The organism is Arthrobacter glycogeni (assembly GCF_054511155.1).
Map to the genome: position 1 here is coordinate 103,568 of NZ_JBTNDE010000003.1, position 24,606 is coordinate 128,173.

At 66.8% G+C, this 24,606-nt stretch carries 23 protein-coding genes and 1 pseudogene; 12 read left to right on the forward strand and 12 right to left on the reverse strand.

Annotated features, from left to right (window positions below):
• Nucleotides 1–4 precede the first annotated feature (4 nt).
• From ACX80O_RS03185 to ACX80O_RS03200, 4 genes are all read left to right on the forward strand, one after another.
• A complete protein-coding gene (locus tag ACX80O_RS03185) occupies nt 5–595 on the forward strand; it encodes a YdeI/OmpD-associated family protein (protein WP_459305848.1) in 591 nt (196 codons plus the stop codon).
• Nucleotides 596–700: 105 nt separating this feature from the next.
• Entirely contained in the window at nt 701–1,762 is a 1,062-nt protein-coding gene (locus ACX80O_RS03190) for an iron ABC transporter substrate-binding protein (RefSeq protein WP_459332506.1), read from the forward strand.
• Nucleotides 1,763–1,787: 25 nt separating this feature from the next.
• On the forward strand, nt 1,788–3,362 hold the full coding sequence (locus tag ACX80O_RS03195) for an ABC transporter permease (protein ID WP_459332507.1): 1,575 nt from the start codon (nt 1,788–1,790) through the stop codon (nt 3,360–3,362).
• Complete coding sequence (locus tag ACX80O_RS03200) at nt 3,359–4,426, forward strand: ABC transporter ATP-binding protein (protein ID WP_459332508.1); 1,068 nt, start codon at nt 3,359–3,361, stop codon at nt 4,424–4,426. The genes ACX80O_RS03195 and ACX80O_RS03200 overlap by 4 nt, the downstream gene beginning before the upstream one ends.
• On the opposite strand, the gene ACX80O_RS03205 is transcribed toward ACX80O_RS03200, so the two are convergent.
• Nucleotides 4,378–5,505: a glycoside hydrolase family 76 protein gene (locus ACX80O_RS03205; RefSeq protein WP_459332509.1), complete on the reverse strand. Its 1,128-nt coding sequence runs from the start codon at nt 5,503–5,505 to the stop codon at nt 4,378–4,380. The genes ACX80O_RS03200 and ACX80O_RS03205 overlap by 49 nt on opposite strands.
• A gap of 171 nt (nt 5,506–5,676) precedes the next feature.
• Here ACX80O_RS03205 and ACX80O_RS03210 point away from each other — a divergent pair, with 171 nt between their 5' ends.
• The 4 genes from ACX80O_RS03210 (at nt 5,677) to ACX80O_RS03225 (ending at nt 8,578) form a co-directional block, all read left to right on the forward strand.
• Nucleotides 5,677–6,453 carry a 3-hydroxyacyl-CoA dehydrogenase gene (locus tag ACX80O_RS03210; RefSeq protein ID WP_459332510.1) on the forward strand — a complete coding sequence of 259 codons (777 nt, stop codon included), beginning with the start codon at nt 5,677–5,679 and terminating at the stop codon, nt 6,451–6,453.
• Between the two features lie 32 nt (nt 6,454–6,485).
• Nucleotides 6,486–7,649 (forward strand): acyl-CoA dehydrogenase family protein, encoded by a 1,164-nt coding sequence (locus ACX80O_RS03215; RefSeq protein ID WP_459332511.1) that lies wholly within the window; start codon nt 6,486–6,488, stop codon nt 7,647–7,649.
• An 85-nt stretch (nt 7,650–7,734) separates the two neighbouring features.
• A complete protein-coding gene (locus ACX80O_RS03220) occupies nt 7,735–8,160 on the forward strand; it encodes a VOC family protein (protein WP_459305836.1) in 426 nt (141 codons plus the stop codon).
• A gap of 112 nt (nt 8,161–8,272) precedes the next feature.
• A complete protein-coding gene (locus ACX80O_RS03225) occupies nt 8,273–8,578 on the forward strand; it encodes a hypothetical protein (RefSeq protein WP_459332512.1) in 306 nt (101 codons plus the stop codon).
• On the opposite strand, the gene ACX80O_RS03230 is transcribed toward ACX80O_RS03225, so the two are convergent.
• From ACX80O_RS03230 to ACX80O_RS03255, 6 genes are read right to left on the reverse strand one after another with little or no spacing between them, the layout of a single operon-like run.
• Nucleotides 8,520–9,770, reverse strand: coding sequence for a TspO-related membrane protein (locus ACX80O_RS03230; protein WP_459332513.1), 1,251 nt, complete (start codon nt 9,768–9,770; stop codon nt 8,520–8,522). The genes ACX80O_RS03225 and ACX80O_RS03230 overlap by 59 nt on opposite strands.
• Nucleotides 9,721–10,368: a DedA family protein gene (locus ACX80O_RS03235; RefSeq protein ID WP_459332514.1), complete on the reverse strand. Its 648-nt coding sequence runs from the start codon at nt 10,366–10,368 to the stop codon at nt 9,721–9,723. The genes ACX80O_RS03230 and ACX80O_RS03235 overlap by 50 nt, the downstream gene beginning before the upstream one ends.
• Before the next feature lie 52 nt (nt 10,369–10,420).
• Nucleotides 10,421–11,329, reverse strand: coding sequence for an RluA family pseudouridine synthase (locus ACX80O_RS03240; protein WP_459306216.1), 909 nt, complete (start codon nt 11,327–11,329; stop codon nt 10,421–10,423).
• A gap of 59 nt (nt 11,330–11,388) precedes the next feature.
• A complete protein-coding gene (locus ACX80O_RS03245; protein ID WP_459332515.1) occupies nt 11,389–13,338 on the reverse strand; it encodes a DUF6541 family protein in 1,950 nt (649 codons plus the stop codon).
• Between the two features lie 28 nt (nt 13,339–13,366).
• The gene (locus ACX80O_RS03250; protein ID WP_459332516.1) at nt 13,367–14,173 is read right to left on the reverse strand and encodes an Fpg/Nei family DNA glycosylase; all 807 of its coding nucleotides are present in this window, start codon (nt 14,171–14,173) and stop codon (nt 13,367–13,369) included.
• A complete protein-coding gene (locus ACX80O_RS03255) occupies nt 14,166–18,953 on the reverse strand; it encodes an ATP-dependent helicase (protein WP_459332517.1) in 4,788 nt (1,595 codons plus the stop codon). Before ACX80O_RS03255 ends, ACX80O_RS03250 begins: the two co-directional genes overlap by 8 nt.
• Nucleotides 18,954–19,076: 123 nt before the next feature.
• On the opposite strand from ACX80O_RS03255, the gene ACX80O_RS03260 reads away from it, so the two are divergent.
• On the forward strand, nt 19,077–19,613 hold the full coding sequence (locus tag ACX80O_RS03260) for a hypothetical protein (RefSeq protein WP_459332518.1): 537 nt from the start codon (nt 19,077–19,079) through the stop codon (nt 19,611–19,613).
• A 23-nt stretch (nt 19,614–19,636) separates the two neighbouring features.
• On the opposite strand, the gene ACX80O_RS03265 is transcribed toward ACX80O_RS03260, so the two are convergent.
• The 4 genes from ACX80O_RS03265 to rlmH form a co-directional block, all read right to left on the reverse strand.
• Nucleotides 19,637–20,365: a DUF4232 domain-containing protein gene (locus ACX80O_RS03265; protein WP_459332519.1), complete on the reverse strand. Its 729-nt coding sequence runs from the start codon at nt 20,363–20,365 to the stop codon at nt 19,637–19,639.
• Between the two features lie 96 nt (nt 20,366–20,461).
• Nucleotides 20,462–21,205 (reverse strand): YcnI family copper-binding membrane protein, encoded by a 744-nt coding sequence (locus tag ACX80O_RS03270; RefSeq protein WP_459332520.1) that lies wholly within the window; start codon nt 21,203–21,205, stop codon nt 20,462–20,464.
• A 96-nt stretch (nt 21,206–21,301) separates the two neighbouring features.
• Entirely contained in the window at nt 21,302–21,916 is a 615-nt protein-coding gene (locus ACX80O_RS03275; RefSeq protein ID WP_459305822.1) for a hypothetical protein, read from the reverse strand.
• Nucleotides 21,917–22,023: 107 nt separating this feature from the next.
• Nucleotides 22,024–22,482: a 23S rRNA (pseudouridine(1915)-N(3))-methyltransferase RlmH gene (rlmH, locus tag ACX80O_RS03280; protein WP_459305820.1), complete on the reverse strand. Its 459-nt coding sequence runs from the start codon at nt 22,480–22,482 to the stop codon at nt 22,024–22,026.
• Nucleotides 22,483–22,530: 48 nt separating this feature from the next.
• Between rlmH and ACX80O_RS03285 the strand changes: the two are divergent.
• The 3 genes and pseudogenes from ACX80O_RS03285 to ACX80O_RS03295 all read left to right on the forward strand — a co-directional run.
• Nucleotides 22,531–22,659, forward strand: a pseudogene (locus tag ACX80O_RS03285) (DUF2256 domain-containing protein); the annotation flags it as partial.
• 15 nt (nt 22,660–22,674) lie between these two features.
• Nucleotides 22,675–22,926 (forward strand): DUF3253 domain-containing protein, encoded by a 252-nt coding sequence (locus ACX80O_RS03290; protein ID WP_459332577.1) that lies wholly within the window; start codon nt 22,675–22,677, stop codon nt 22,924–22,926.
• A gap of 509 nt (nt 22,927–23,435) precedes the next feature.
• Entirely contained in the window at nt 23,436–23,930 is a 495-nt protein-coding gene (locus ACX80O_RS03295) for a DUF8453 domain-containing protein (protein WP_459332521.1), read from the forward strand.
• A 1-nt stretch (nt 23,931) separates the two neighbouring features.
• On the opposite strand, the gene ACX80O_RS03300 is transcribed toward ACX80O_RS03295, so the two are convergent.
• Nucleotides 23,932–24,480 (reverse strand): recombinase family protein, encoded by a 549-nt coding sequence (locus ACX80O_RS03300; RefSeq protein WP_459332522.1) that lies wholly within the window; start codon nt 24,478–24,480, stop codon nt 23,932–23,934.
• Nucleotides 24,481–24,606: the final 126 nt, after the last annotated feature.

A 24,606-nucleotide genomic window follows, 5' to 3' on the forward strand; every position in this document is an offset into this window, starting at 1 on the left:
CCCCATGAAGGCCGAACTGCCCGAACTGTTGGTTCCCGATGCTCCGGCGTGGAAGGACTGGCTCGACGCTAACCACTCCACCTCCCCGGGGGTCTGGCTGATCCTGCACAAGAAGGGCGGGTTGGTCACGGAGCTGACCTACCCGGCGGCGTTGGACGAGGCGCTGTGCGTGGGGTGGATCGATGGTCAGGCCCGACGGCGGGACGACGGAAGCTCCTTCCAGCGGTTCACTCGGCGGGGGCCGCGCAGCATGTGGTCCCTGCGCAACATTGGCTACATTGACCGGTTGACCGCCGAGGGCCGGATGACGCAGGCAGGGCACGACGCCGTCGCCGCCGCGAGAGCGGACGGCCGGTGGGAGCGGGCCTACGCCGGACCGGCGACGGCCGAGGTTCCCCCCGACCTGGCTGCAGCGGTGGCCGCGGACCCAGCGGCGCACGCCATGTTCGAGGTCCTCTCCTCCCAGAACAGGTATGCATTGATCTTCCGGTTGGGCCAGCTCAAAACCGACGCCGCCCGTGAGCGGAATATCACAAAATTCGTGGCGATGCTGGCCCGGCAGGAGACGTTCTACCCCCAGCGCAGGCGTCCCTGATCCGCCTCGGGCCCTATTAGGTCATATTTGTGTGACTAATTCGGTTTAACCCCGTGTAAGGTAATCCTTACCCGCATTACCGGATCACCCTCGGAGACACCACCCATGACCAACAAATTTGCCGCCCTCACTGCCGGCGCCGCCCTCCTCGCCCTCGTGGGCTGCGGTGCGACAGCCGAGCCCACGGAGCCCACGCAGCAGGGAAGCTCAGCGCCCGCCGCCGAGCTCGAAAGCGACGACGCGTTCACCCTCTATTCCGGCCGGGATGAAGAGCTGATCCAGCCGCTCATCGACATGTTCGAGGAATCCAGCGGTATCTCGGTAGACGTCCGCTACGGCAACACCGCTGAACTAGGTGCCCTGTTGCTGGAAGAAGGCGAGCAGACCCCCGCCCAGGTCTTCCTGTCCCAGGACGCTGGAGCGCTCGGCGCCCTCAGCAGTGCCGGCCTGTTCACCACCCTCCCCGAAGACCTCACAGCGAGCGTCCCCGCCGGATTTACCTCCACCGATGACAGCTGGGTTGGGGTCACCGGCCGCGCCCGCGTCATTGTGTACGACGGCGAAGAACTCGCCGCCGATGAAGTGCCCGTCACGGTGGACGAGTTGATCACCTCCGAGTGGGCTGGCCGGGTGGGCGTTGCCCCCTCGAATGCAAGCTTCCAGGCGTTCATTACCGCGTACCGCGTGCTCAAGGGTGAAGAAGCGGCCGACGAGTGGGTGGCAGCGCTGGCAGCCAATGATCCGCAGATCTTCGAGAACAACGGGGCGGTGCTGACCGCTGTGAATGAGGGAGTCGTCGACACCGGACTGATCAACCACTACTACTGGTTCGGTCAGGCAGCCGAAATCGGCGAAGAGAACATGCGCGCCCAGCTGTCCTACCCTGAGGCCGGAGATCCGGGGTCTATCGTCAACGTCACCGGAGCAGGGATCCTGTCCGGCGCCGCCCAGGACGCCGACGCCCTCGAGTTCGTCGAGTTCCTTGTCTCGGCCGACGCGCAGCAGTATTTCGTCGACGAGACGTTCGAGTACCCGCTCGCCGAAGGCATTGACGCTCCCGAAGACCTGCCGGCTCTGGATTCGCTGATCAACCCGGACCTGGACCTGTCCGACCTCGAGTCACTGGACGCGACCCAGGAACTGCTCAGCAAACATGGCTTGATCTGACCTTACGGAGCAGGTGACACCCCAGATGAGCATGGTCCGCGTGGGACGTGCCGGCACCTCGCCGGTGCGTCCCACGCGTGCGCCCCGGGCCAAAGCCCCGGGATGGCTGGTGGTGCTGGCCATCCTGTGCGCCTCGACCGCGGCCATCCCGCTGGTCTACCTCGTTGCCCGCACCACTGACGCCGGGTTCGCCGAACTCGCCGATACCCTCCTGCGGGCGAGGGTCCTCCAGTTGGCACTGAACTCGGTGCTGCTGGCAGCGGCAGTCACCGGTTCCTGCCTGGTGTTGGGTACCGCATCGGCATGGGTGCTGACCCGGGTCCGTATCCCCGCACCCCGGGCGATGCTGTTGATGGCGGCGCTGCCTCTCGCTGTCCCGTCCTACCTGGCGGCCTATGGCTGGCTGGTTTGGCTGCCGACCCTGGATGGGTTCTTTGCGAGCTGGCTGATCATGACGGCGGTCTGCACCCCTTACGTGACCCTGCCTGTCGTTGCGGCCCTCCGCGGTGCGTCGGGCGACCTGGAAGCGGTCGCCCGTACCCTGGGCCGCGGGCCGTGGGGGGCCTTTCGTGCCGCCACGTGGCCGCGAGTCAGGCCGGCGGCGGTGGCTGGCGCACTCCTCGTTGCCTTGTACACGCTGTCCGACTTTGGGCTGGTGGCGATGTTGCGGTTTGAAACCCTGACCTGGGGCATCAACTCGGCCTATGGTGCCAGCTTCGACCGCAACCAGGCCGCCCTGCTGGCCCTGATGCTGGTGGCCCTGGCGCTGACCGTGGTCGCCGGGGAGAAACGGTTCCGTGGGCAGGTCGGCCAGGGCGCCAGCCGCGGCCGGGTGCCACTGATCCCCGCCGGCCGGTGGGTCACCGTGGTTCTCGCCTTGGTGCTCAGCGCTCCGGTGGTGGGCGTCGTCGTCCCAGTCGGCGGGCTGACCAGCCGACTGCTGGAAGCCCAGACGCTGCGGGAGATCGACGTCGCGCGCCTCGGTGAAGCCATCGGAACCACCCTGGGTCTAGCCGTCGCCGGCGCGTTCGCCGCCGTGGTGCTGGCTCTCCCCATCGCCGTCCTGGCGGCGCGGTACCGGGGTCGGCTGGTCGCCGCTGTCGAGGCAGTAGGATTCCTGGGTCATGCCCTGCCCGGCATTGTGGTGGGCCTGGCGCTGGTGTTCTTCGCGCTGGCCGCGGTCCCGGCGCTCTACCAGACAGTTGTGGTGCTCATTTTCGGCTACGCAGTCCTGTTCATGCCGAAGGCTATCGGTACGATGCGCAGTGGCATTGCGGCGGTGCCGGGGGATCTGGTCGACGTGTCGCGGATGCTGGGGTTGTCTCCGTTGCAGTCGTGGTGGCGGGTGACCGCCCGGCTGGCGCTCCCCGGTATCGGGGTGAGCGCATTGCTGGTTGCCATCTCCGTCATGAAAGAATTACCTGCGACGCTGCTGCTGCGCCCCACCGGCACATCCACCCTCGCCACTGAGTTATGGTCACGGACCACAGTGTTCGAGTTTGGGGCTGCCGCACCCTACGCGGCAACCCTGGTGCTGCTCGCCGCCGTCCCGGCGGTGGTGCTCTCCGGGTTCCGGGGCGTTGCGAAGGAGGAGCTGTGAGCTGGGTAGTCATTGAGGGGCTGCGCGTTGCCTACGGCGACACGACTGTGCTCGACGGCGTCCACCTGGAGATACCCCGGGGCGCCCTCACCGCGGTGCTCGGCCCGAGCGGCTGCGGCAAAACCACCCTGTTGCGTGCCATCGCCGGTCTCCTCCCCGCGACCGGCGGCACCATCAGCGTCGGCGAAAATCTCCTGTCCTCGCCCACCGTCCAGCTAGCCCCGGAAAAGCGTGGGGTTGGTTGGGTGCCCCAGGATGCCTCGCTTTTCCCCCACTTATCAGTAGGGGACAACATTGGGTTTGGGCTGAAGCGCACCCCGGACCGGGCCCGACGGATCGCCGACCTCGCCGCACTCGTTGGCCTCGGAGAGCTGGTGGATCGCGCTCCATCCCAGTTGTCCGGCGGGCAGGCCCAGCGTGTGGCGCTGGCCCGCTCCCTGGCGCCCCGGCCTGATCTGGTGCTCCTCGACGAGCCGTTCGCCGCGCTCGACCCTCAGCTACGGTCCACGCTGCGCCGCGAGGTCGCCGACCTGCTGCGTGGGCAAAGCAATACCAGCCTCCTGGTCACCCACGACCAGGAGGAGGCGCTGTCCCTGGCCGACTACGTCGCGGTCATGCGGGAGGGCCAGATCCTGCAGTGGGGCACCCCCCGCGAAGTCTATGAGCGGCCGGTCAGCCGGTGGGTTGCAGCGTTCGTCGGTGACACAGTGGAAGTGGACGGCTACTGGTCCGGCGGTCTGGTGCAGTGCGGCCTGGGGCTGGTGGAAGCCGAGATGGCCGACGGCAGCGAACCGACGGACGGCTCACCGGTGTGCCTGATGCTCCGGCCGGAATGGCTTCACGTCCAGGGCGGTGGAACCGAAGCGACAGTCACCTCAGTGTCCTACGCCGGCCACGACGCCCTGGTCAGCGTTGAACTGCCCACCGGCGTGACGGTCCGCGCCAGGATGGCCGCGCCCGACCTGCCGAACCGCGGCGACCGGGTATCGCTGGGCATCAGGCACCGGGCGCTCGCCTACCCCGGCACCTCGGCCTCGCCCGTCGTGCCGGCCGTCACACGGTAAGCCGCCTCCAGGGTCATCCACGCCTGCAGCTGCGTGGACAGTTCGATACCACCGGTGAGTGCGTCGTTCCCGGTTCCCGCCGGGAACGCCAGCACCGCATCCCCGGGGTCCCGACGCCGGCCACGAACCACCGGGGCGGGCACCCCGGTGCGCGCCGACCACAACGAGTCCGCCGTCGTCGTCACCAGGGTTGCGGCGGTCCGCCGAACCATCACCGGCAGCGAGGGATCCAGCGCTGCGAGGCCGAGGTAGCGGACCAGGATTCCGGTGAACAGGCCGCCGTCGCCGCCCCCATGCGTGAGCAGCACCCCGTTTGGTGCCAGGTGTGTCCCGACGGCGGTGATCAGGTCAGCGGCGGCAGCCAGATTGGCGGGCCCACCCAGCTCGAGGAGGGCGCCAAGGACCGGACCCTGGTTGTAGGTGTAGACGGCAGGGACCAGCAGTTCGCCGCCGGTCGTCAATCGGATCCCATCCTGGTACAGGCCCGTCTGCTGATCCCGGAGCCGGTGTGCCAACCAGTCCACCAGCTCCTGCGCCCGGCCCGGATCGCCCCGTCGGGCGAAGAGCAGGGCCGCCGGACCGGTGGCGGGGGTGTTCTTGAAGTTGCGGTCGGTGTTCCAGTACAGCCCGCCGCCCACGTCCGGCGTGTGCGCTGACCGGAGTGCGCGTTCCAGGGCCGGAAGCGCCCGGCTACCATCCCACCCCAGGAGGCGCAGTCGGTCCACCGCCAGAGCAAGCCACGCCATGTCGTCATAGTAGGAATTGGTCCAGCGCAGGCCGTTGCGCAGGAAAATTCCCCACAGCAGACCTCGGGCCGTTGGCGCTGAGGCCGGCTGCCGTTCGCCCTTCCACTGTGCCGCTTCCCGCAGTGCCGCGTCCACCAGGGCATCGAGGTAGTGGGCTTGCCACCAGTAGTGCCAGGCATAGCTCGGGCGCCCACGGGGACTCCACACGGCACCCAGATGGGTTCCCGGTAGCCCGAAGAGGTGGTGGCCGAAGCGGGATCGGACGGACGCCGCGGCGGCCTCAGCCCGCAATCCCGTCGCACGGAGCTGGGGTTCTTCCGCCGGAGTGAGCATAAATCCACCCTAACCGGATAGCTCGTGGCTCGTACTGAGCAATCTGCCATACCTGACGCCAGCCGGATGCAGTATGGGCTGCGTCACAGTAGTGTTTGTTGGGCATCAGGTTACGCCTGCGCCCGCATCACCGACAGATCGCCCAACGGCACCGACGCCCCAGGAGACTCCATGGACATCACCAATACTGTGGCATTGATCACCGGAGGTGCCTCAGGCCTGGGCCAGGCTACCGCGAGGAAACTGCATGACGACGGCGCCACGGTGGTCCTCGTCGACCTGCCGCAATCTGCCGGCGCCAGGTTCGCCGCCGAACTCGGCGTCCGAGCCGTATTCGCCCCCGCCGATGTCACCGACCCTGCCCAGGTGCAAGCCGCCGTCGACACCGCCGTGGGGCTGGGCCCGCTGCGCACCGTGGTCAACTGCGCGGGGATCGCCACGCCCGGGAAGGTCCTCGGACGCGACGGGGTGCTCCCACTGGAGCAGTTCGCCAGGGTCATCAACATCAATCTGATCGGCACGTTCAACGTGATCCGGCTGACCGCCGAAGCGATGGCCGCCACTGAACCGGTCTCCCCGCCGAACGGTTCACCCGAACGAGGAGTGATCGTGAACACCGCCTCGGTGGCAGCGTTCGACGGGCAGATCGGCCAGCCAGCGTACGCCGCCTCCAAGGGTGCTGTCGCCGCGATGACACTTCCCATCGCGCGGGAGCTCGCCCGCTCGCTGATCCGGGTGGTCACCATCGCGCCCGGAATCTTCGAAACCCCGATGATGGCGGGACTGCCGCAGGAAGCGCAGGATTCCCTGGGCGCGCAGGTTCCCCACCCGTCGCGGCTCGGCAAACCCGCCGAGTACGCGGCCCTGGTCGCCCACATTGTGCAGAACCAGATGCTCAACGGCGAAACGATCCGCCTCGACGGTGCCATCCGCATGGCACCGAAATAGCTGCCACCGCAGCTCCAGAAAGGAACAGCTCAATGGAGAGCCCTCTCCCTTCCGCCGATTTTATGGGCTTCGAATCCCTGCTCAACGCCGCCGAACGCGCGAAGCTCGACGACGTCCGCGACTTCCTCGATAAGGAGGTGGCGCCGTCGGCCGAGGAATGGTGGAACCGCGCGGAATTCCCCATCGAGGTGCTCCCCAAGCTTGCTGCACTAAACCTGAGCACCCCGGTCCAGCAGGGATACAGTTACCTGTTCAGCGGCATGGTGATCGCCGAGATGACGCGCGCCGACACATCCCTCGCCACGTTCTTCATGGTGCACCACGACCTCTTCGTGGAGGCGCTGCATGAATTCGGTTCCGAAGACCAGAAGGCCCGGCTGTTGCAGGACGCCATGGACCTCCGGATCACCGGGGCATTCGCCCTCACCGAGCCGCTGCACGGCTCTGATGTGGCAGGGGGGCTCGCGACGACCGCAACGCGCGACGGCGACTCCTGGGTCCTGAACGGCGCCAAACGCTGGATCGGCAACGGCACCTTCTGCGACTACATGCTGCTGTGGGCGAGGGACACCACCGATGGCAGCGTCAGGGGCTTTATCCTCGACGCGACGCTGCCTGGCGTCACCCGAACGCGGATTGAGAACAAGATTGCCCTGCGAACCGTCCAGAACGCTGACGTGTTGTTGGACAACGTCCGGGTGCCCGAAGCGGACCGGTTCGCTGGCATCAATACGTTCGCCGACACTCGCCGGTTACTGCGAGGGTCGCGGATCATGGTCGGCTGGCAGGCGGTGGGCCAGCAGCTCGCTGCCTTCGACGTCGCCCGCCAATACGCTGCGGACCGCCACCAGTTCGGCCAACCCATTGCCGGGTTCCAGCTGGTGCAGGACCAGCTGGTGCGCATGCTTGGGAACACGACCGCGAGCCTGGGGATGATGGCGCGGGTGGCGCAGCTGCAGGAAGACGGCGGTGGGGACATGCCCCAGGCCGCGCTCGCGAAGGCCTACACAACGGCCCGGATGCGTGAGACCGTCGCCCTGGGGCGCGGAATTTTCGGCGGCAACGGTATCGTCACCGATTTCCGGATGGCCAAGATCTTCGCCGACGCCGAAGCCATCTTCACCTATGAGGGGTCCCATGAGATCAACACGCTCATAGTCGGACGGGCCATCACCGGACTGTCGGCGATCAACTAGGTCCCGCACCGATCCCCACCCTTGCTGACCGGTGGCGGCGGGTAGCCAGTATATTGTGGGGTCACACCCTCAAGATTGGAGCACCATGCCCATCCCTGTCACAGACTTCTCCCACGTTCGACTGACCGTCACCGACATTGATCGGTCCCGCGCGTTCTACGAGGCGGTCTTCGGCTTCGACATAGCGTTCGAGGCTCCGCCCGCTGACGCGGACCAGGAGACTAAAGACCAGCTGGGGTTTCTGTTCGGCGGTGTGATCTACAGTTTCGGAAGCCGTCTGCTGGGCCTGCGCCCGGTGGCAACGGCCGGTGACCGGTACGACGAGGATCGCGTTGGACTTGACCACCTGAGCTTTGCTGTCGCCGCGCGCAGTGAGCTGGATGCTTCTGCGGCCCTTCTTGATGATCTTGGCGTTGCGCATAGCGGGGTCAAGGATATCGGTGCTGGGTTCATCCTCGAGTTCCGGGACCCGGACAACGTGGCCCTCGAACTGTTTGCCCCGGCAGCCTGAGCCGGGTCCCTGGCCGGAGAAGTAGCCGACGCCGGCGGGCCGAGGCTGAAGGGCTGAAGGGCTGACGGGGTCGACGTGTTGCGCAGGGACTTGGCGATGGCAGACTTAACCCATGCCGTCATTCCGCGCCCAGCTCGACATCCTCGGCCTGCTCCCAGGACACGCGCCGGAGGCCGTCATGGACTCGGCCCAGGCGGCCGTGGGCGCCGCCCATCTGGTGGAGGCGAAGCAGCTTGATGTCGTGGCTGGGACCCCGCGGATTACCCTCAGGTTTCTTGTCAAGGAAACCGATTACGAGGCAGGCGCCCGGCAGGCCATCCAGGCGGCGGTGACCATGCGTCACGCGGTGGGGCGGGTAGCTACGGTCGGGCCTCTACGGGTTCTCCGTCGTCGTAGAAATCGATGGGAGCGACTGTAGCCATCTGCCGGGCCCGCAATTCGCGTCGGTACGCGTGGTCCACACGGTGTCGCCTCGACCCGGCGGAGATAAGAAGCAGGAAGACGCCCAGCCCGGCGGCAAAGGCGACCGGCGTCGACTGTGGTTCACCGAACAGCCGCATCGGAACCATGCAGGCCAACCCCCAGACCACAGCGAGGGCGACCGCGATCCGACCCCGATCGGTCATGCACACGGCCATCGCGGCCAGGGTGAGCAGAACCACCCCAATGAGGGCCCAGCGCTGGGGGCCCCACCCCAACCAGTCGACACCCTGGGTAGTCAGCACCGCGGCGGTGTGCACTGCAGCGGTGACGCCCGTCCAGCCCAGAAACAAGCCAACTGGGACATCAACAAGGGCGCCCTCACCATGAGTCCGTGCCGGGAAATGGTTCAACCAGCGCAGGGAACCCACCAGGATGGCCAGAAGCAGCACGATCATCACCAGGCTCGTGGTGGCTTGATTCTGTTGCACGGCCACAACCCAGGCCACCGTCACCAGCATCGCTGCGGCCACCAGCCACCCCAGCCCGCGGTGTCGGGGGCTGCGCCGCTGGGACGGCAACCATTGGTGCGCCGTGTACCCCAGCAGGCCGACGCCGATCACCAGCCACAGATAATGCGCGGGTGCTGCGGGGGAGATCAGCGTGACTCCGGGGTCGAAGGTCCCGAGGGGGGCGTCCCGGAGATCCGGCCCGCCGAACGCCCCGGCGGTGCCGGCCACGCCCAGGCCAGCGCCCAGCACCACCATCGTTACCCCAATCCGTCGAACCAGGTCAGGGTCCCAGGGGCCGACTCTGTTGAGGACCGTCGCGCCGCTCTGCGCTACCCGGCGAGCGGCGGCGCGGGCTGCGCTGCTCCCGTTCCTCGCCGGGCGAGGTGAGTGAACGGTATCGGCCGCTGAGGGCCGGGTGCTGTTCGTGGCTGTCGGCCGTGTAGGTCCGGCTGCCGTGGTCCCCGCCTGAGTGGTTCCCGACCCGGTTGTCCGGGCGGCTGCACCTTCGGAGGTGCTGCCGGCGGGGCGCCCAGCCCGGAGCCGCTCCAATACCGGTGAGATCGACCCCGTCGCGGGCTCCTCGGCTGCGGCGCGGGGCGGCCCGGGATCTGACGCCGCCGCTGGCAGATTAGTCGGTTTGGTCGGCAGCCGGGGGACGGGCGGGGTCGGGGTGCTCATCAGTGGTTCTAACCTTCCGGCGTTGCTTGAGCGCGAGGAATGCGGCAATTACAAGTCCCACCAGAGTACCTATACCCATTCCGAGCAGGGCGCTGACCCACAGTGGAAACCCCGTGGTGACGTCGGTAATGTAGCCCAGCATGACCAGCCAGGAGGACCACAGGATGCCCCCGACGGCGGCGCACGCGAGGAACGGCCGGAGCGGAAGGTCGGCAATGCCGGCCGCTGCGACGCCCGCCGACCGCCCGGCCGGAAGGAACCTCAGAGCGATGAGCCCGGCATAGGTGGGGGACTTCCCTACTTTTTCGACAGCATTCCGGATGCCCCGGTGGATGCCGCGACCCCACCGGAATTTGTCCAGCCAGGAGGTCAGCCGGTTGCGGAACAGCAGGTACAGGATGATGTCGCCCAGCCAGCTCCCCAGGATTGCGGTCAGGAGCGCCACCGGGAGGAACAGGGTGCCTTCGGAGGCCATGGTGCCGGAAGCGATCACCAGGAACTCGGAAGGCACGGCGGGAATGAACACGTCGATGACGACGACGATGAAGGTCAGGGGATGGAACAGCGGCGACCATGCCCCAAGATCGGTGAGATCCACGGTTCCAATCTACAGGTGCCCCGCAGGGTGCGGTCTAGGGCAGCCAGTGTGGCTAGGCGAAGTCCTGGAGCTGCAACTGGCTGTCAAAACGCCGGGCGACACCGCTGAGGGGGTCGGTGAACGCGATGCTTTTCGCAAGCAACTGGAGCGGCTTGCTGTAATCGTCGGGCGCCTGGGGGTGCAGCACCGGGTAGAACGGATCGTTTATGATGCCCAGCCCCAGCCCGGCCATGTGCAGGCGAAGCTGATGGGTTTTGCCGGTACGCGGGATCAGCCGGTAGCGGCCGCGCCCGTGCCGTTCCGCCACCAGTTGCACCAGTGTCTCAGTGTTGGGTTCGCCCTCCACCTCCTCGGCGAGCAGATAGGTGCGGCTCTTCACGATGCGGCTGTGGACCACCCGCGGATGGTCCATCAGGTCCAGGGCGGGGTCAACCGGGGCGGCCGCCTCATACTCTTTGGAGATGAGCCGGTTCTCGAACAGGAGCTGGTAATCCCCCCGTGTGGCCGGGTTGGTGGAGAACAGGAGGATTCCGGCGGTCAGCCGGTCCAGGCGGTGCATCGGGATCAGCTGGGGGAGGTCCAGCTGGACCCGCAGCCGGACCAGAGCCGACTCTGCCACGTAACGGCCGCCCGGGGTGGTGGGCAGGAAATGCGGTTTGTCCACCACCAGCAGGTTCTCATCCTGGTGCAGGATTCCCAGCTCCACCGGGAGGCGTTCCTCGACCGGCAGCTCCCGGTAGTACCAGACGAACGTGTGCGCGGTGAGAGGGGTAGTTCGGGTCAGCCGCTCGCCGTTTAAAGCGACCACCTCACCCCGGTCGAAGCGGGCGGCTACCCCGTCAGGATCGACGTGGTCCCACCGGTCCAGGATGTAGTCGAGTGCGGTACCCCAGGGCCCCTCGGCGGGCAGGCGCAACCGCGTGGCGTTGACGCCGTCGCGGACGGGAAGAGGGGATTGCATCACCCGTCAACTGTACGCGCTCGCCCCTTCACCGGCGGCTGGCTAGCACCGACGCCTGGCTAGCTGCAGCCGACAATCCTGTACAGGGACGCGCTGCCTTCCCGGTCCGCCAGCTCAAAGCCCGCCCCGGGGGAGAGATCGCTGAGGCCGGAGAAGATTGGCGCACTACCACCGTGGACCGAAGCGGTCCCGAAATCCAGGACGAACGCCGTGTTGGTGCTCCGGACGGCGGCGCAGACCGCCGGGTTCTGCCGCATCCTGTCCAACTCGTCGAAAATGAGCTTGGCCTCCGGGGTCACAGGACTGGTTCCGGCAGGTAGGAGCGATTCCCGTCCAGCAAAGGCGTACGAGAGGGAGGCCCCAGTCAGGGGCTGGCCCGCAATTACCGCGTCGGCGGGGACACGGTCGGGTAGCCGCTGGAGGAGCGTTAGCTCGTCCACGGTGAGCAGCCGCGAGTCGTCGGTGTATCGGTAGTGGAAGGCAGCCTCACTCACCCCGCGCTGCACGGCGAACAGCGGTGCCACGGCCAGGCCGATCACCACCAGAGCCGCTGCCACCGCCGGCAGGAACCAGCCCGGTTCGGGTGTGCCGCTGGCCGCACGCGCGCGTTGAAGCCCTTGGACGGCGGAACTGGCCAGCGCCACGCCGCCGATACTGGCCACCAGGAGTCCTGCCGGGGCGAGCATGGCGCTGATCCTGAAATAGTCGTTGTACCAGGCCCCCGCGACGATCCACCGCACAGTCGGCTCCTCCTGCCAACTGCCGAGAACAAACAACGCCCCCGCCACCAGATACATGACAATCACCCAGCGGTGGCTGCGCAGATACAGGACGACGGCGGCACCGACCGCGGTGAGTATCATCGCCAGCAGGGCCACCGGCCGGCCGAGGGGGCCATGCAGCAGGACCTCAGGAATTGCTCCGGCGGCGTCACCCGCCTGCGCCCAGTTATCTGAGCTGCTTCGGGCGGGACGAACAGTCATCCATAACGCAGCCGACAGGACCGCAAACGCGACGGCGCCGGCGACGGCCGCCAGCCGTCGCCGACCGCCACTGGTGCGGGCGGTCCGATACGCCACCGTGAGGACCGCCGGCGCCGACAAAGCCAGGAGCCCTAGCAGGGACGACGGGTGGGCCAGCATCAGGCCGGGCAGGAGACCCGCCAGGAGCACCAGGCACCCAAAGCGTCTCAGCGGCACCTCAGAGCCGGCACCTACCAGCTGAAGGACCAGCCCCAGGGCGGCGGGCAGGATGGCGATGGACAGCATGAACGGGTACACTACGCCGAATTCGAGCAGCAGGTAGGGGAAGGAGCTGTAGGCGGTGGAGAGGACACCGGCGACCAGGAGGGGTAGGGCGCGCTCGCCGGTCAGCCGGCTGACCAGGAAGAGGCAGCCGACGCTCCAGATCCCGGTGATCAGCACCAGGTTGGCCACGTTGATGGCCGCGGCGAGGGGAATGCCTGAGGTGGCGATGACCAGGGAAACGACGGCGTGCCAGCCGGCCGGGTAGAACGTCCCCTCCCTGGTTCCGAGATACCCGAGGGTCAGCGACGAGGAGTTGGAGGTCTCGGTGATGTAGCGCAGCGCGTTCAGATGGAAAATGTTGTCGTGGGACTGGGCGATGTTCTCGGGTGCCCCGAACATCCAGAACATCCACGCTGCCACCGGCACCGCAGCAACCGCCCACGCGATGAGAACAGTCCTGGTCCGGGCTGGCGGTTCGGCCCCGCCTGCGGGGCCGTGAATCAGGTGCCCGGCGCTGCGACGCAGCAACCACAACAGGGCCGTCACCACCAGGGTGACGGCCACCACCGGCAGTAGTGACCAGTCGACCCCCGCGGCGGCGGCAACCTCAGCGGACACCACCACCGCCGTGATGCTGAATGGCCCTGCCAGCGCCAGCAGCGTGAGTCGCCGCAGCCCCAGCGCAGCGCCCCAGGCCAGACCGGGGCCGAAGACCACAGCCAGGGCGACAACAAACGCGGGGAGGGTCGCTGCCCAGCTCATAGGTCCTCTCGGATGGTGGCGGAAGTGCTCATGCGGTTGCCGCCGGACTGTCTGGCTGACAATACGGACAGTAGTACAGGTCCCGCAGTTCGAGTTCGTTGTCCCCGAGCTGTTCGAGCGTGACCTTTGTGCCGCATCGCAGGCAGCCGCGGTGCTCCCGGCCGTAGACCCACAGGGTGTCGCCCCTCAGGTTGCCGGTGGTGGCACGCGTGGACCGAGCCTTGTTTGCCTCAAGGAGTTTTTTGGCCAAAGCCACCATGCGCGGCAGCTCACGGACCTTGGCCACCGGGGTCAGCGGGTGCACCCCGGCGAGGAAACACAACTCACATCGATACACGTTTCCGATCCCCGCAAGGTTCCGCTGGTCCAGCAGTGCCAGCCCGATCGGCCGGTCCGGCTGGGACCGCAATCGGCGCAGCACCTCGTCGGGGTTCCAGTCCGGTCCCAGGAGATCGGGACCCAGATAGCCCACCGCCTCGTCCTCGGCGGATTGGGGGAGGACTTTCAGGAAACCCAGTTCGAATCCCACCGCGGTGGACTCGGCGGTCTCAAGAATGCAGCGTGCCTTGAACGCCGGACGGCGCCATTTCGCACCCTTGGCGTAAATATGCCACAGCCCTTCCATTTTCAGGTGCGAATGGATGGTGAACCCGTCGTCGCCGCCCACCCGGATCAGCAGGTGCTTTCCGCGGGCGACCACGTTCTGCACCGTCTGGCCCGTGAAGTCGACGGTGGCGAACCGGGGCACCCGGATATCGCAGCGGGTCAGCGTCCGGCCGGCCAGGGCAGCGTTCAGTTCGCGGGCCGCCCGCCAGACGGTATCTCCCTCAGGCACGGATTCTCAGCCCCCGCGGGGTGGAATAGAACCCGGCAGCGGTCAGCGCGCGTCCTACCTCGGAGTCCAGGACCGGTTCGCCGTTGACCTTCTCGATGGCCATTTTCTCCGCCGCGCCCCGGCGGATCACTGCGACCAGCGCCCCGGCTGCCGCGTGCAGGGCCGCCGAATCCTCGGTGAAGGCCAGCATCGTTTTGCCGCCACGCTCCACATAGAGGGCCAGTTTGCCGTCCTGCAGGATCACCAGTGCCCCAGCTTTCCGGCCCGGGCGGTGTCCGCCGTCGGACGTGGGCCACGCCAGCGCAGCGCCGTAGGGGTTCGCCGGGTCGGTTGCGGCGAGGGCAATCGAGGAACGCACGACGTCGGGGTCCTCGCCGGGCCGGCGCTCCTGCTGGGCGTCGGCGCTGAAGGAGCGCAGCCGATCAACCGTGGCGGGGACAGCGAACTGGGCAGCGCCGAGATGTTCGATGAAGTAGCCGCGCCGGCACCGGCCCATCTCCTCAAGGCGGGCCAGCACCTTGTACTGCAGGCCAAAGCCACCGGGGGTGCCTTCGCTGCCCACCGACCCGCGGGTGACCACTCCGTAACGGTCCAGCAGTAGTTCTGCGGTGGCGTGGGCGTGGATCGTGGTTTCCGCCTCGACCGGAGGCAGCACGGTCCACCGGCCCGCGGCCATGGGCGGGGTGCTGCGCTGGTAGCCGCGGACGCCGTCGTCGTTCCCCGAAGCGCGGAGGGAGGACCCGGTCAGGGACGCACCGGGTGCGCGCCCCAGCCGGCCGACCCGCGACGACCGGGCCCGCGGCGGCGCGGCGCGCTGCTTGTGGGCCGTCTTGCCGCCGGCGAGCAGGCTGCGCACCGGCGTGAACGTGTCATTGCTGATCCTGCCGGCCCACACCAGTTCCCACAGGGCGTTGACCACCTCCGTGTCGTTGCGTGGCGCCGCGGAATCCAGCGATTCGGCGAGCTGCCTGAAGAAGTACGCGCCCCCCCGGCCCAGCAGGTCCAGAAGATTCAGCTGCAGGGCCGACGGTTCGAACACGGGGTCCGGTCGTAGGGTCAGCGGTGCGTTTTCGGCCAGGTGCAGGGCGATCCACCCGTCGTTGCCCGGCAGGGAGCCGGCCCCCGACCACACCACCTCCCCGGTGGCTGTGAGCTCGTCGAGTATTGCCGGCGTGTAGTTCGCTATCCGGGAGCCGAGGATGAGAGGTTCCCAGGCCGACGCCGGAATGGGTACCCCTGACAGCTGGTCCACCACGGTCGCCACCCCGTCCAGTCCGCGCAGGCCCGACCCGACGTGCTGCCAGGACGGCAGGAACCTGCCGTACGCCGCGGGGTCCACCGGTTCCACTTCCTGCCGCAGCGCGGCCAGGGACCGGCGGCGTAGCCTGCGCAGCACCTCGACGTCGCACCATTCGCTGGGCGCCGCGGTGTGGCCGGTGGTTCCGGCAGTGTTTTCGGGGAGGGACGCGACGGGGCGGAATTCACCCTCGACCACCCGGCCGTCGGCGGCCAGCCGTTGCAGGGCGGTCAGCACCACAGCAACCCCGAGGCCGAGCCGCTGTGCGGTTTCGGCGGCGGTGAACGGGCCGTGGGTGCGGGCGTAGCGGCCCACCAGGTCGCCCAGGGGATCCGCTACGGGCTCGATGAAGGCCAGCGGGATGCCCATCGGGAGCGGCACGCCCAGCGCGTCGCGCAACCGGGCGGCATCCTCGACAGCAGACCAACGTTCCTCGCCGGCAATGAAGACCTGCAGCGCCCGGTTGGCCTGGGCGAGCTGGGTGAGGAGCGGCCCCACGTGTTCGGCGGTGGGCGTGCCGCCGGACTCCTCTGCGGTCTGGAACCGGTCAGCCACCTCCTGGGTGGTGAGCGGGCCAAGGAGGCGCAGCAGGTCTGCGACACCTTCGAGGCCGCGCACGGTCCGGTCCGGTGCGAGTCGCTGCAGCTCGTTTTCGGTGGTGGCGATGACCTGCGGATCCAGCAGTTCGCGCAACTCCGCGCGCCCCAGCAGTTCGTTGAGGAGAGTCGGGTCCAGGGAGAGCGCCGCGGCGCGTCGTTCGGCAAGCGGCGAATCGCCCTCATAGAGGAAGGAGGCAACATAGCCGAACAGCATGGAGCGGGCAAACGGTGACGGCTGCGAAGTTGTCGTCTCGACGATCCGCAGTTCCCGGCGCTCGATGCTGGCGGCGATGCCCTTCAGGGCGGGCAGGTCGTAGACGTCCTGAAGGCACTCGCGGACGGTTTCGAGCACGATCGGGAACGTGGGGTATTTGCGGGCGACGTCGAGCAGTTGCGCGGAGCGTTGGCGTTGCTGCCAGAGCGGGGAGCGCTTACCGGGATTCTGGCGGGGCAGCAGGAGGGCGCGCGCAGCGCACTCGCGGAACCGTGAGGCGAACAGCGCCGAGCCGCCCACCTCGGTGGTGACAATACCGTCGAGTTCCTCGGCGTCGAACAGGAACAGGTCAGCCCCGGGCGGTTCGTCATCCATCAGCGGCACCCGCAGCACAATGCCGTCGTCGGAGGCCATCGCCGAGCCGTCCATACCGTACCGCTGCTCAAGGCGGGCCCCGACGGCGAGTGCCCACGGAGCGTGCACCGGCATGCCGAACGGGCTGTGCAGGATCACCCGCCAGTCGCCGAGCTCGTCGTGGAACCGCTCGACCACCAGGGTGCGATCATTGGGGACAATTTCGGTGGCCGCCCGCTGTTCGGCGAGGTAGGTCAGCAGGTTTCCCGCCGCCCAGTCGTCGAGCCCGATCGCCTTGCATCGAGCCTGCGCTTCGTCAGGGGCGGCGGTAGATGTCTCCCGGACAAACGCGCCGATCGCGCGGCCCAGTTCCACCGGCCGGCCCAGGGAATCGCCCTTCCAGAACGGCAACCTGCCGGGCTGCCCGAACGCCGGGGATACCAGGACCCGGTCGTGGGTGATTTCCTCAATCCGCCAACTGGTGGCACCCAGGGCGAACACGTCGCCCACCCGCGACTCGTAGACCATTTCCTCGTCGAGTTCACCGACCCGGCGCCCGCCCTGTTTGCCGCCGGTACCGGGTTCAGCCGAGCCCACCAGGAACACGCCGAAGAGCCCCCGGTCGGGGATGGTGCCGCCGGAGGTGACGGCGAGACGTTGGGCGCCGGGACGCCCGGTGATGGTGCCTTCCACCCGGTCCCAGATGATCCGCGGCCGTAGTTCAGCGAACTCGTCGGAGGGGTAGCGTCCCGCCAGGAGGTCGAGGGTCGCGTCGAACGCGGAGCGCGGCAGGGTGGCGAACGGTGCCGACCGGCGGACGACGTCGAACCATTCCTCAACATCGATCGTGCCCAGGGCCGCCGCAGCGACCGTCTGTTGCGCCAGGATGTCCAGCGGGTTGGCGGGAATGTAGAGCGGTTCGATCTTTCCGGCCAGCATTCGCTCGACGGTGACTGCAGTGTTCACCAGGTCGCCGCGGTGTTTGGGGAAAAGCACCCCCTGGGACACCTCACCTACCTGGTGCCCGGCCCGGCCCACCCGCTGCAGCCCACTGGCCACCGAATAGGGCGATTCCACCTGGACCACCAGGTCGACGGCGCCCATGTCGATGCCGAGTTCCAGCGACGACGTCGCCACGACACAGCGCAGCCGCCCGGATTTGAGGTCATCCTCGATCAGCGCGCGCTGGTCCTTGGACACGGACCCGTGGTGGGCTCGCGCCAGCAGCGGTTCAGCGCCTTCGGACTGACCCGACTGTCCCATCTGTTGGGCAGGGGGTGTGGGCGGGGCAGGCTGACCGGTGCCGTCCGATTCGTCCGCGGGTGATGCCCGTGCCGCGGCGGCTTCCAGCCGGTCGGCGTGGATCTCGTTGAGGCGGGCGGTGAGGCGTTCCGCCAGCCGGCGCGAATTGGCGAACACGATCGTGGAGCGGTTGGCCTGAATCAGGTCGACGATCTTCTCTTCGACGTGCGGCCAGATGCTGCCCTGCGGCACGGCGTCGGCGCCGTACGCGTCGTCGTCTCCGGTGTGCTGCGTCGGCGGCCCGCCGAGCTCGGTCATATCCTCGACCGGGACAGTGACGGTCAGGTCCCACTGCTTCTTCGACGGGGGTGCCACGATCTCCACCGGTGCGTTGCCGCCCAGGAAACGGGCGACGGTCTCCTGCGGTTCAACGGTGGCGGAAAGCCCGATGCGCTGCACAGGTTTGTCCAGCAGTGCGTCGAGCCGGGCCAGCGACACCGCGAGGTGTGCCCCACGTTTGGAGCCAGCGACCGCGTGGACCTCATCGACGATGACCGTATCGACGTCGGTCAGCGTCTCCCGCGCCTTGGAGGTCAACATGAGGAACAACGACTCGGGTGTGGTGATGAGAATGTCCGGTGGCCGGGTCAACAGGGCACGTCGGTCCGCCTGCGAGGTGTCGCCTGAGCGTACCCCCACGGTGATGACCGGCGCCGGAAGGCCCAACCGTTTCGCCGTCTGGGTGATGCCGATCATTGGTGCGCGCAGGTTGCGTTCGACGTCGACGCCGAGCGCCTTCAGCGGCGAAATGTACAGGACCCGGGTGCCACGTTTCTTCGCGGGCGTCCCCTTGGCAACAGTCTCAGCCTCGGCGGCGCCGGAGGCGATGAACTTGTCCAGCGCCCAGAGGAACGCCGCAAGGGTCTTGCCGGAACCGGTGGGGGCAATGACCAGCGCGTTTGAGCCCGCAGAGATGGCATTCCAGGCCCCTTCCTGCGCGGACGTAGGCGCGGCAAATGCTCCGGCGAACCACTGATGGGTTGCGGGAGTGAACTTATCCAGCGCCGACGTCACCGATTCATCATCTCCCAGGCGGCTGACATTTTGCGACGCAGCGGGCCGGGCTCCCGCATCAGCGGTGATTCAGGGGTAGCTTTCAGGGTAGAACGCGCCCGCTTCAGCAGGAAAGGCTCACCCATGAGTGGCCAGGTAGGCAACAACTGGTTTCCGCTGACAGGGGTGTCTGTCCTCTTTGTCGGCGGCGCCGCGGCGGGCCCGATCGCCGGCGACAACACGGGTGCCGTCGCAGCCTACTTCGTTGTCGCAACCCTGCTGCTCATCCTGCTGGCGGCCCCGTGGCTGGTCCGCAACCCGCCGGCAATCAACGCCAACTCCGGCACCTATCTGGTGCTCGCCGTCGTCCTGGAGTTGGCGGCCCTGCTGGGCGGCTCCATTGCCGTCCTCCGTGGGCTCGGCGGCTGGATTGTCCTGGGGCTCGGCCTGGCGGCGTACGGGCTCCTGGAACGTGGCCGGGTGATGGTGACTGCAGGAGTGTTCGCTGTGCTGGCCGGCGTCGTCGCCGTCGTGGCGCACCAGAGCTGGCTCACCCTGGCCCTGCAGTTGCTGACCGCAGCGGTCTTCGCGCTTGCCGCAGGCCGGCTGCGGCACCTGTTGCTGAGGCAGCGGCGGGTGCCCGACGACGCACTCGAAACCCCGGCACCCGCCCTGCAGTGAGGCAAGCCCCCTGAGGGGCTGTGTTACATGGCTACGACGGGGCCGACGGTCATCAGGATGATGCTCTCGGCCGCGCAGCCAAACGATTCCTGGGCTGCCACCAGGGAGTCTGTGGCGTCCGGTGGGTAGACCAGCACCCCCACGATGTCGGTGATGACGCAGTCGTCGCCATAGTTCTGCGCGTTGGTTTGTTGGAGGGTTGCAATCGCCGATTGGCCCGGTTCCAGGACGACGGCAGGGACCTCGACGCCGGGTTCCCGGTCTGCGGGGGCGCCAACCTGCGCTCCCGACGCGTCGACATAGGACACCCCCGGGTAACCGGTCATGGTGCAGTCCGTGTCGGACGTATTTGCGAGGATGAGGTTGCGCGCCGCAGTACCCGCGCCACCGGCGCCCATCGGAGTTTCCACGCTGGCCGACAGATCGGCTGCGGTGCAGATTTCCGTCGCAGCCTCGGCGGGCTCCTCGGCCTCCTGGGAAGCGTCTGCGCTGGGGCTGGCCGAGGGCTCAGTCTCTGGCGCGGACGAGGGCTCAGACTCTGGCGCAGACGAGGGTGCCGACGAGGGTGCCTCGCTCGCTTCCTCGGTTGGTGGCTCAGAGGTTGGCGTAGCGGAGGTGGTGGTTTCGACCGCCGCTGCGGTCGTTTCCTGATCGGTGGAGTTGGATGTTCCGCACCCTGCAATCAGAGCGATGGAACTGATGGCCGCGACGACGACAGCGGCTGCGGACGAAGTCCGTGTGTGGATACCCATGGACTCACCTTCGCCGGTGTTCGCCCCTGCGTCAATCGGCCGGAGGGATGGGATTGCCGATTGACGCAGGGATCGTGACGTTAGGCTACCGACTGCCTACTTGACACTGCGCGTGCGGAACAGGGCAAACACTCCCGCGCCCAGACCCAGCAGGCCGGCGGCGAGCGCAACCCAGATCACCGGCTGATTTCCCGAGGCTTCGCTGGACGCTGAGGCAGGCTCGGTATCAGCTGCTGCTTCCGCTGTGGGTTCTGACGTAGCCTCCGCTGCAGCCTCATTTTCCGGTTCCTCGGCGGTGGTGACGAAGGACGGCGCGGGGCTATCGGGTTCTTCGCTGCCCTCCTCGGCTACCTCATCCCAGCTGGACACGCTGCCATCCGTGTACGTCTGAATGGCGGGAAGCGTCACTGTGGTTCCGGCTTCGGGAAGCCGCCCCACCGAGAGGGAGAAGACCTGGTATTCGTCGGCCGATAATCCGGCCGCTTCACTGTCGGCGGTCCAGACCACTGACAGCACACCCTCGGTGATGGTGGAACCGTCGATCTCAACGGGTTCGGGAAGCTCGCCGCGGACTACCTCGGCGGTCCACCCTTCCACCGGCTTCGCCCGGACCGAGGTGAACGGGGTGTCGGTGGGCAGCTGGATCTCAATCTTCTCGGTCAGCGCCGTATCCGACTCGCTGGGCACGGAAAAATTGAGCTGGGTGTACCCGCCGGCGGTGGTGCTGGCCGGGCTCACGTTCACGTGGGCCGATGCGGTCCCGAGCCCGAGGGCCATCAGGCCAGCGGTGGTGACGGCGAGTTCCCAGGCGGAGACGGTACGGCGTGTTGAAGCTTTCATGGGAGATGCCTTTCAGGATACTGTCGGGGCGCGCGGCGCTCAGGGCAGCAGAAAATGGGTGTAGGGAGGGTCAGGTAGTCCCCACACCCGAGTAGGTCAGGCGGGGGAGAAGCCGGGCATAAACGCCAGCGGCGGCCCTCGCAGCGGAGGTACGTCCCGCAGGGCACGAACGGTGCGAAGCGCCGGCGCCGGCGGGAAGGAGGGGATCCGTGGTGCTGGGACGACGACCACGACGTCGGGCAGGCGCAGTAACGGATTCAGCCGGGCTGCTGCGCGCCGGAGGGCGGATTCGCCGCGCTGGAGCATGAATCCCGTGACGACGACGGCGGACGCGTGAAGCGCCAGCATCCCCAGATCGGTGTGGGCGGTCTCAGCGTGACCCTGAAGACTGTTCGACGGGCAGGAAACCGCCTGCACGGCATGGTGCCGGGCCGGAGCGGCGACGCACGCCGCCGCCGTCGTCGTGAGACTGAAGGCGTGATGCAGTAGCCACTGCCCGACGCCGAGAAGAACGAGGAGAGCGGGCAGCGATAGTGTCTTTTTTGCAATCACAGTGACTGCCAAGAGCGTTGCCGACCCCAGCGCGGCAACGATCAACGGGGCTGGGAGGTTTCCCCCACCAATAATGTGTGCCCCGGCAGCAAGGGCGAGGACGACCGCTGACGTCGCAGAAGACCGGACCAGGCGGAGAGAAGCCGGTGCGCCGCTCATGGTCCTCCCTGCATCACGTCATTGCCCGCTCGTACTGCGACTGAAGGGCTACCCGCCCTACCTAAGAGTATTCGACGTCGTGGGGTGGTCGGCTTGGTGAAAACGCGCTACTCGTGGTGATACGGACGCCCCGCCGCGATCTCCTGGGCCCGGTACAGCTGTTCGGCGAGGATCAACCGGACCAGCTGGTGAGGAAAAACGAGGGGCGAGAGTGACCAAACCAGGTTGGCGCGGGCGTGGACGGACGGGTCAACGCCGTAGGCGCCGCCGATGATCAGGATCACCGTGCGGGCGCTGTCGATGGGCTGCTGAAGGGTGCGGGCCAGGCCGGGGGAGTCGAGGGCTTTACCGCGCTCATCGAGGAGGATCACGAAGTCGTTGGTGATGAGTTTGGCGAGCAGCCGCTCGGATTCTTCCCGGCGGGCGGCGTCGTTCTCCCTCGCTGAGTGGGGAATGAGCTGCCAGGCCAGGTCGAAGGGCTTCTTGAGGCGCTTCTCGTAGCGCGTGATGCCGTCGCTGACCCACGCTTCATGCTTTTTGCCGACTGCCAGGATCCTCAATGCCACAGGGGCAAGCCTATAAGGATGTGCCTGCGGCTCGTGGACAATGAGGCTATGGCCCACCGACGGCGCGGAATAGCCCAGACACCGGATGAAAAGACCTGCGCGTCCTGTGGGCGACGGATGGAGTGGCGCGCCAAGTGGGCAGCAAATTGGGACAAGGTGCGCTATTGCTCGGACGCTTGTCGCCGCCGCGGAGTGAGTCCTACCGATCAGGCATTGGAAGCGGCAATCCTTTCCCTCCTGGCTGCAGCGCCGAGCATCTGCCCGTCGGATGCGGCGCGCGCCGTGGGGGGAGTGGGCGGCGGCGACTGGCGTCACCTGGAGGAGCCAGCGCGTCGGGCGGCCCGGCGGCTGGTTGATTCCGGTCGGGTCCAGATGATTCAAGCCGGGTCGGTTGCTGATCCTTCCACCGTCAAGGGGCCTTTCCTCATCCGGAAAGTACGGTAGGCGGCATCGGTCCAGAGATGCGGAAGGGAGAATCACCATCGGCTGAGGCTCCCATGCGAGCTGTCGGGCGAATCCCCAGCGAAGTAGTTGCGCGATTGACTAAGTAGAGCTTGTCGCGAGTAGGCGTCTGTCGCCTCGTCTCCGTTCGACGGACAGAGAGCAGTTGCACTCCGAAGGGCGGCATGATCAGACCAGTCGCCCTCCGCTACAACGGCCGACTTCACCACGACTATTCATCAAGGCAAAAAAACACCCCCAGCCGAAGCTGGGGGTGTTTTCGATGTCGCGACTCACCTGTAGTGCATGTCGTGACTCGTAACTAGCGCGGTGACGGTGGGATTTGAAACCTTTTTACTGTGCAGGTGAGAGCCACCACCCGCAGAATCTCCCCGTATTCAGCCAATGTAGATAGCTCCAGATCACGATCAATCTTCATTGAGTGTGGGCAAAGTGTGGGCACGGTAATGGTCAGATTTGTAGCTTGGGGATGCTGGTGGACAATAGGGCGCATGACATTGCCGAGTGATCTCGCTGCCTGGGTTGCCCTGGCTATCAGCTTGTTTCTACTTCTGCGTGGGTTGTTGAGCAATCGAGAAGCCCACTTGACTGCTCGGTTTCACGCCGAGTCAGGGAAACACCCGCGGACATTCATCGTGATTTCAAACCATGGACCAGCGGAGGCCCGAGAGATTCATGTTTCTTTTGCTGGTGAAGACGGCAAGGAATGGGTTCCTCACACTCAAGGGCACGACATCCGTAAACCGATTCCGTTCCTGGGGGCGGGGGATCTGTACCGGCAGTCACTGCTCATTCCTATGGATGACCATGGATTAATCACGCTGACTTTGAGTTGGAAAGACAAGCGTCTGAAGCGGCAGGAGCGAAGGTCATCCGCGCTTTCTTTCGGGATGCCTGAGCATTTGTCTCTTGGTGAAATGCGGCGAGAGCTGGACGAACTGAAGGAGATCGAGCGGCGGCGCGAGCTAAAAGCACGAGGCTACTGAGTCAACTTATATGCCGGTACACAGTGGCTCGGGAGACGCCTAGCATCTTGCCGATGTCAGCAGCCGGCACACCCTTGGACCGGAGATCCTGAACTCTCAGCGCCATGCTCTGATCGACTTTGCGGGGTCTGCCACCCTTCCGGTTGTTGGCAGCAGCGGCGGCGAGGCCAGCATGGGTACGCTCTACGATAGTGTCTCGTTCGAGCTGGGCGAATGCAGCCATGATCGTTAGCATTGCCGTTCCCATTGGCCCTGTCGTGTCGAGGCCTTCGGTGACGGAGCGGAAGCCGACGCCGCGCAGCCGAAGCTGCTCAATGATCTCTAGCACGTGGCGGGTGTTCCGGCCCAGCCGGTCGAGCTTCCAGACTATGAGTTGATCGCCGTTCTCCAACCGGTCAATTGCCCTTGCAAGTTCGGGTCGGTTGGTTTTCGTCCCGCTCACGCCTTGATCTGCATAAGTGCGGACGGCTCCTGCTTCGCGCAGCGCAGTCAGTTGCAGGTCTAGATTCTGCTCCGCCGTGCTCACCCGTGCGTATCCGATAACTGCCATGTCCCTGCCCTTAGGTCTCAATATCCCAACTGAATCGTTGTTATGAGACTAGACGTTTTGAGACGGGAATACAAGACAAGGCCGGCCCTAGTGGGGCATGGAAGTGTGCAGCGAATCGGGCCCGTG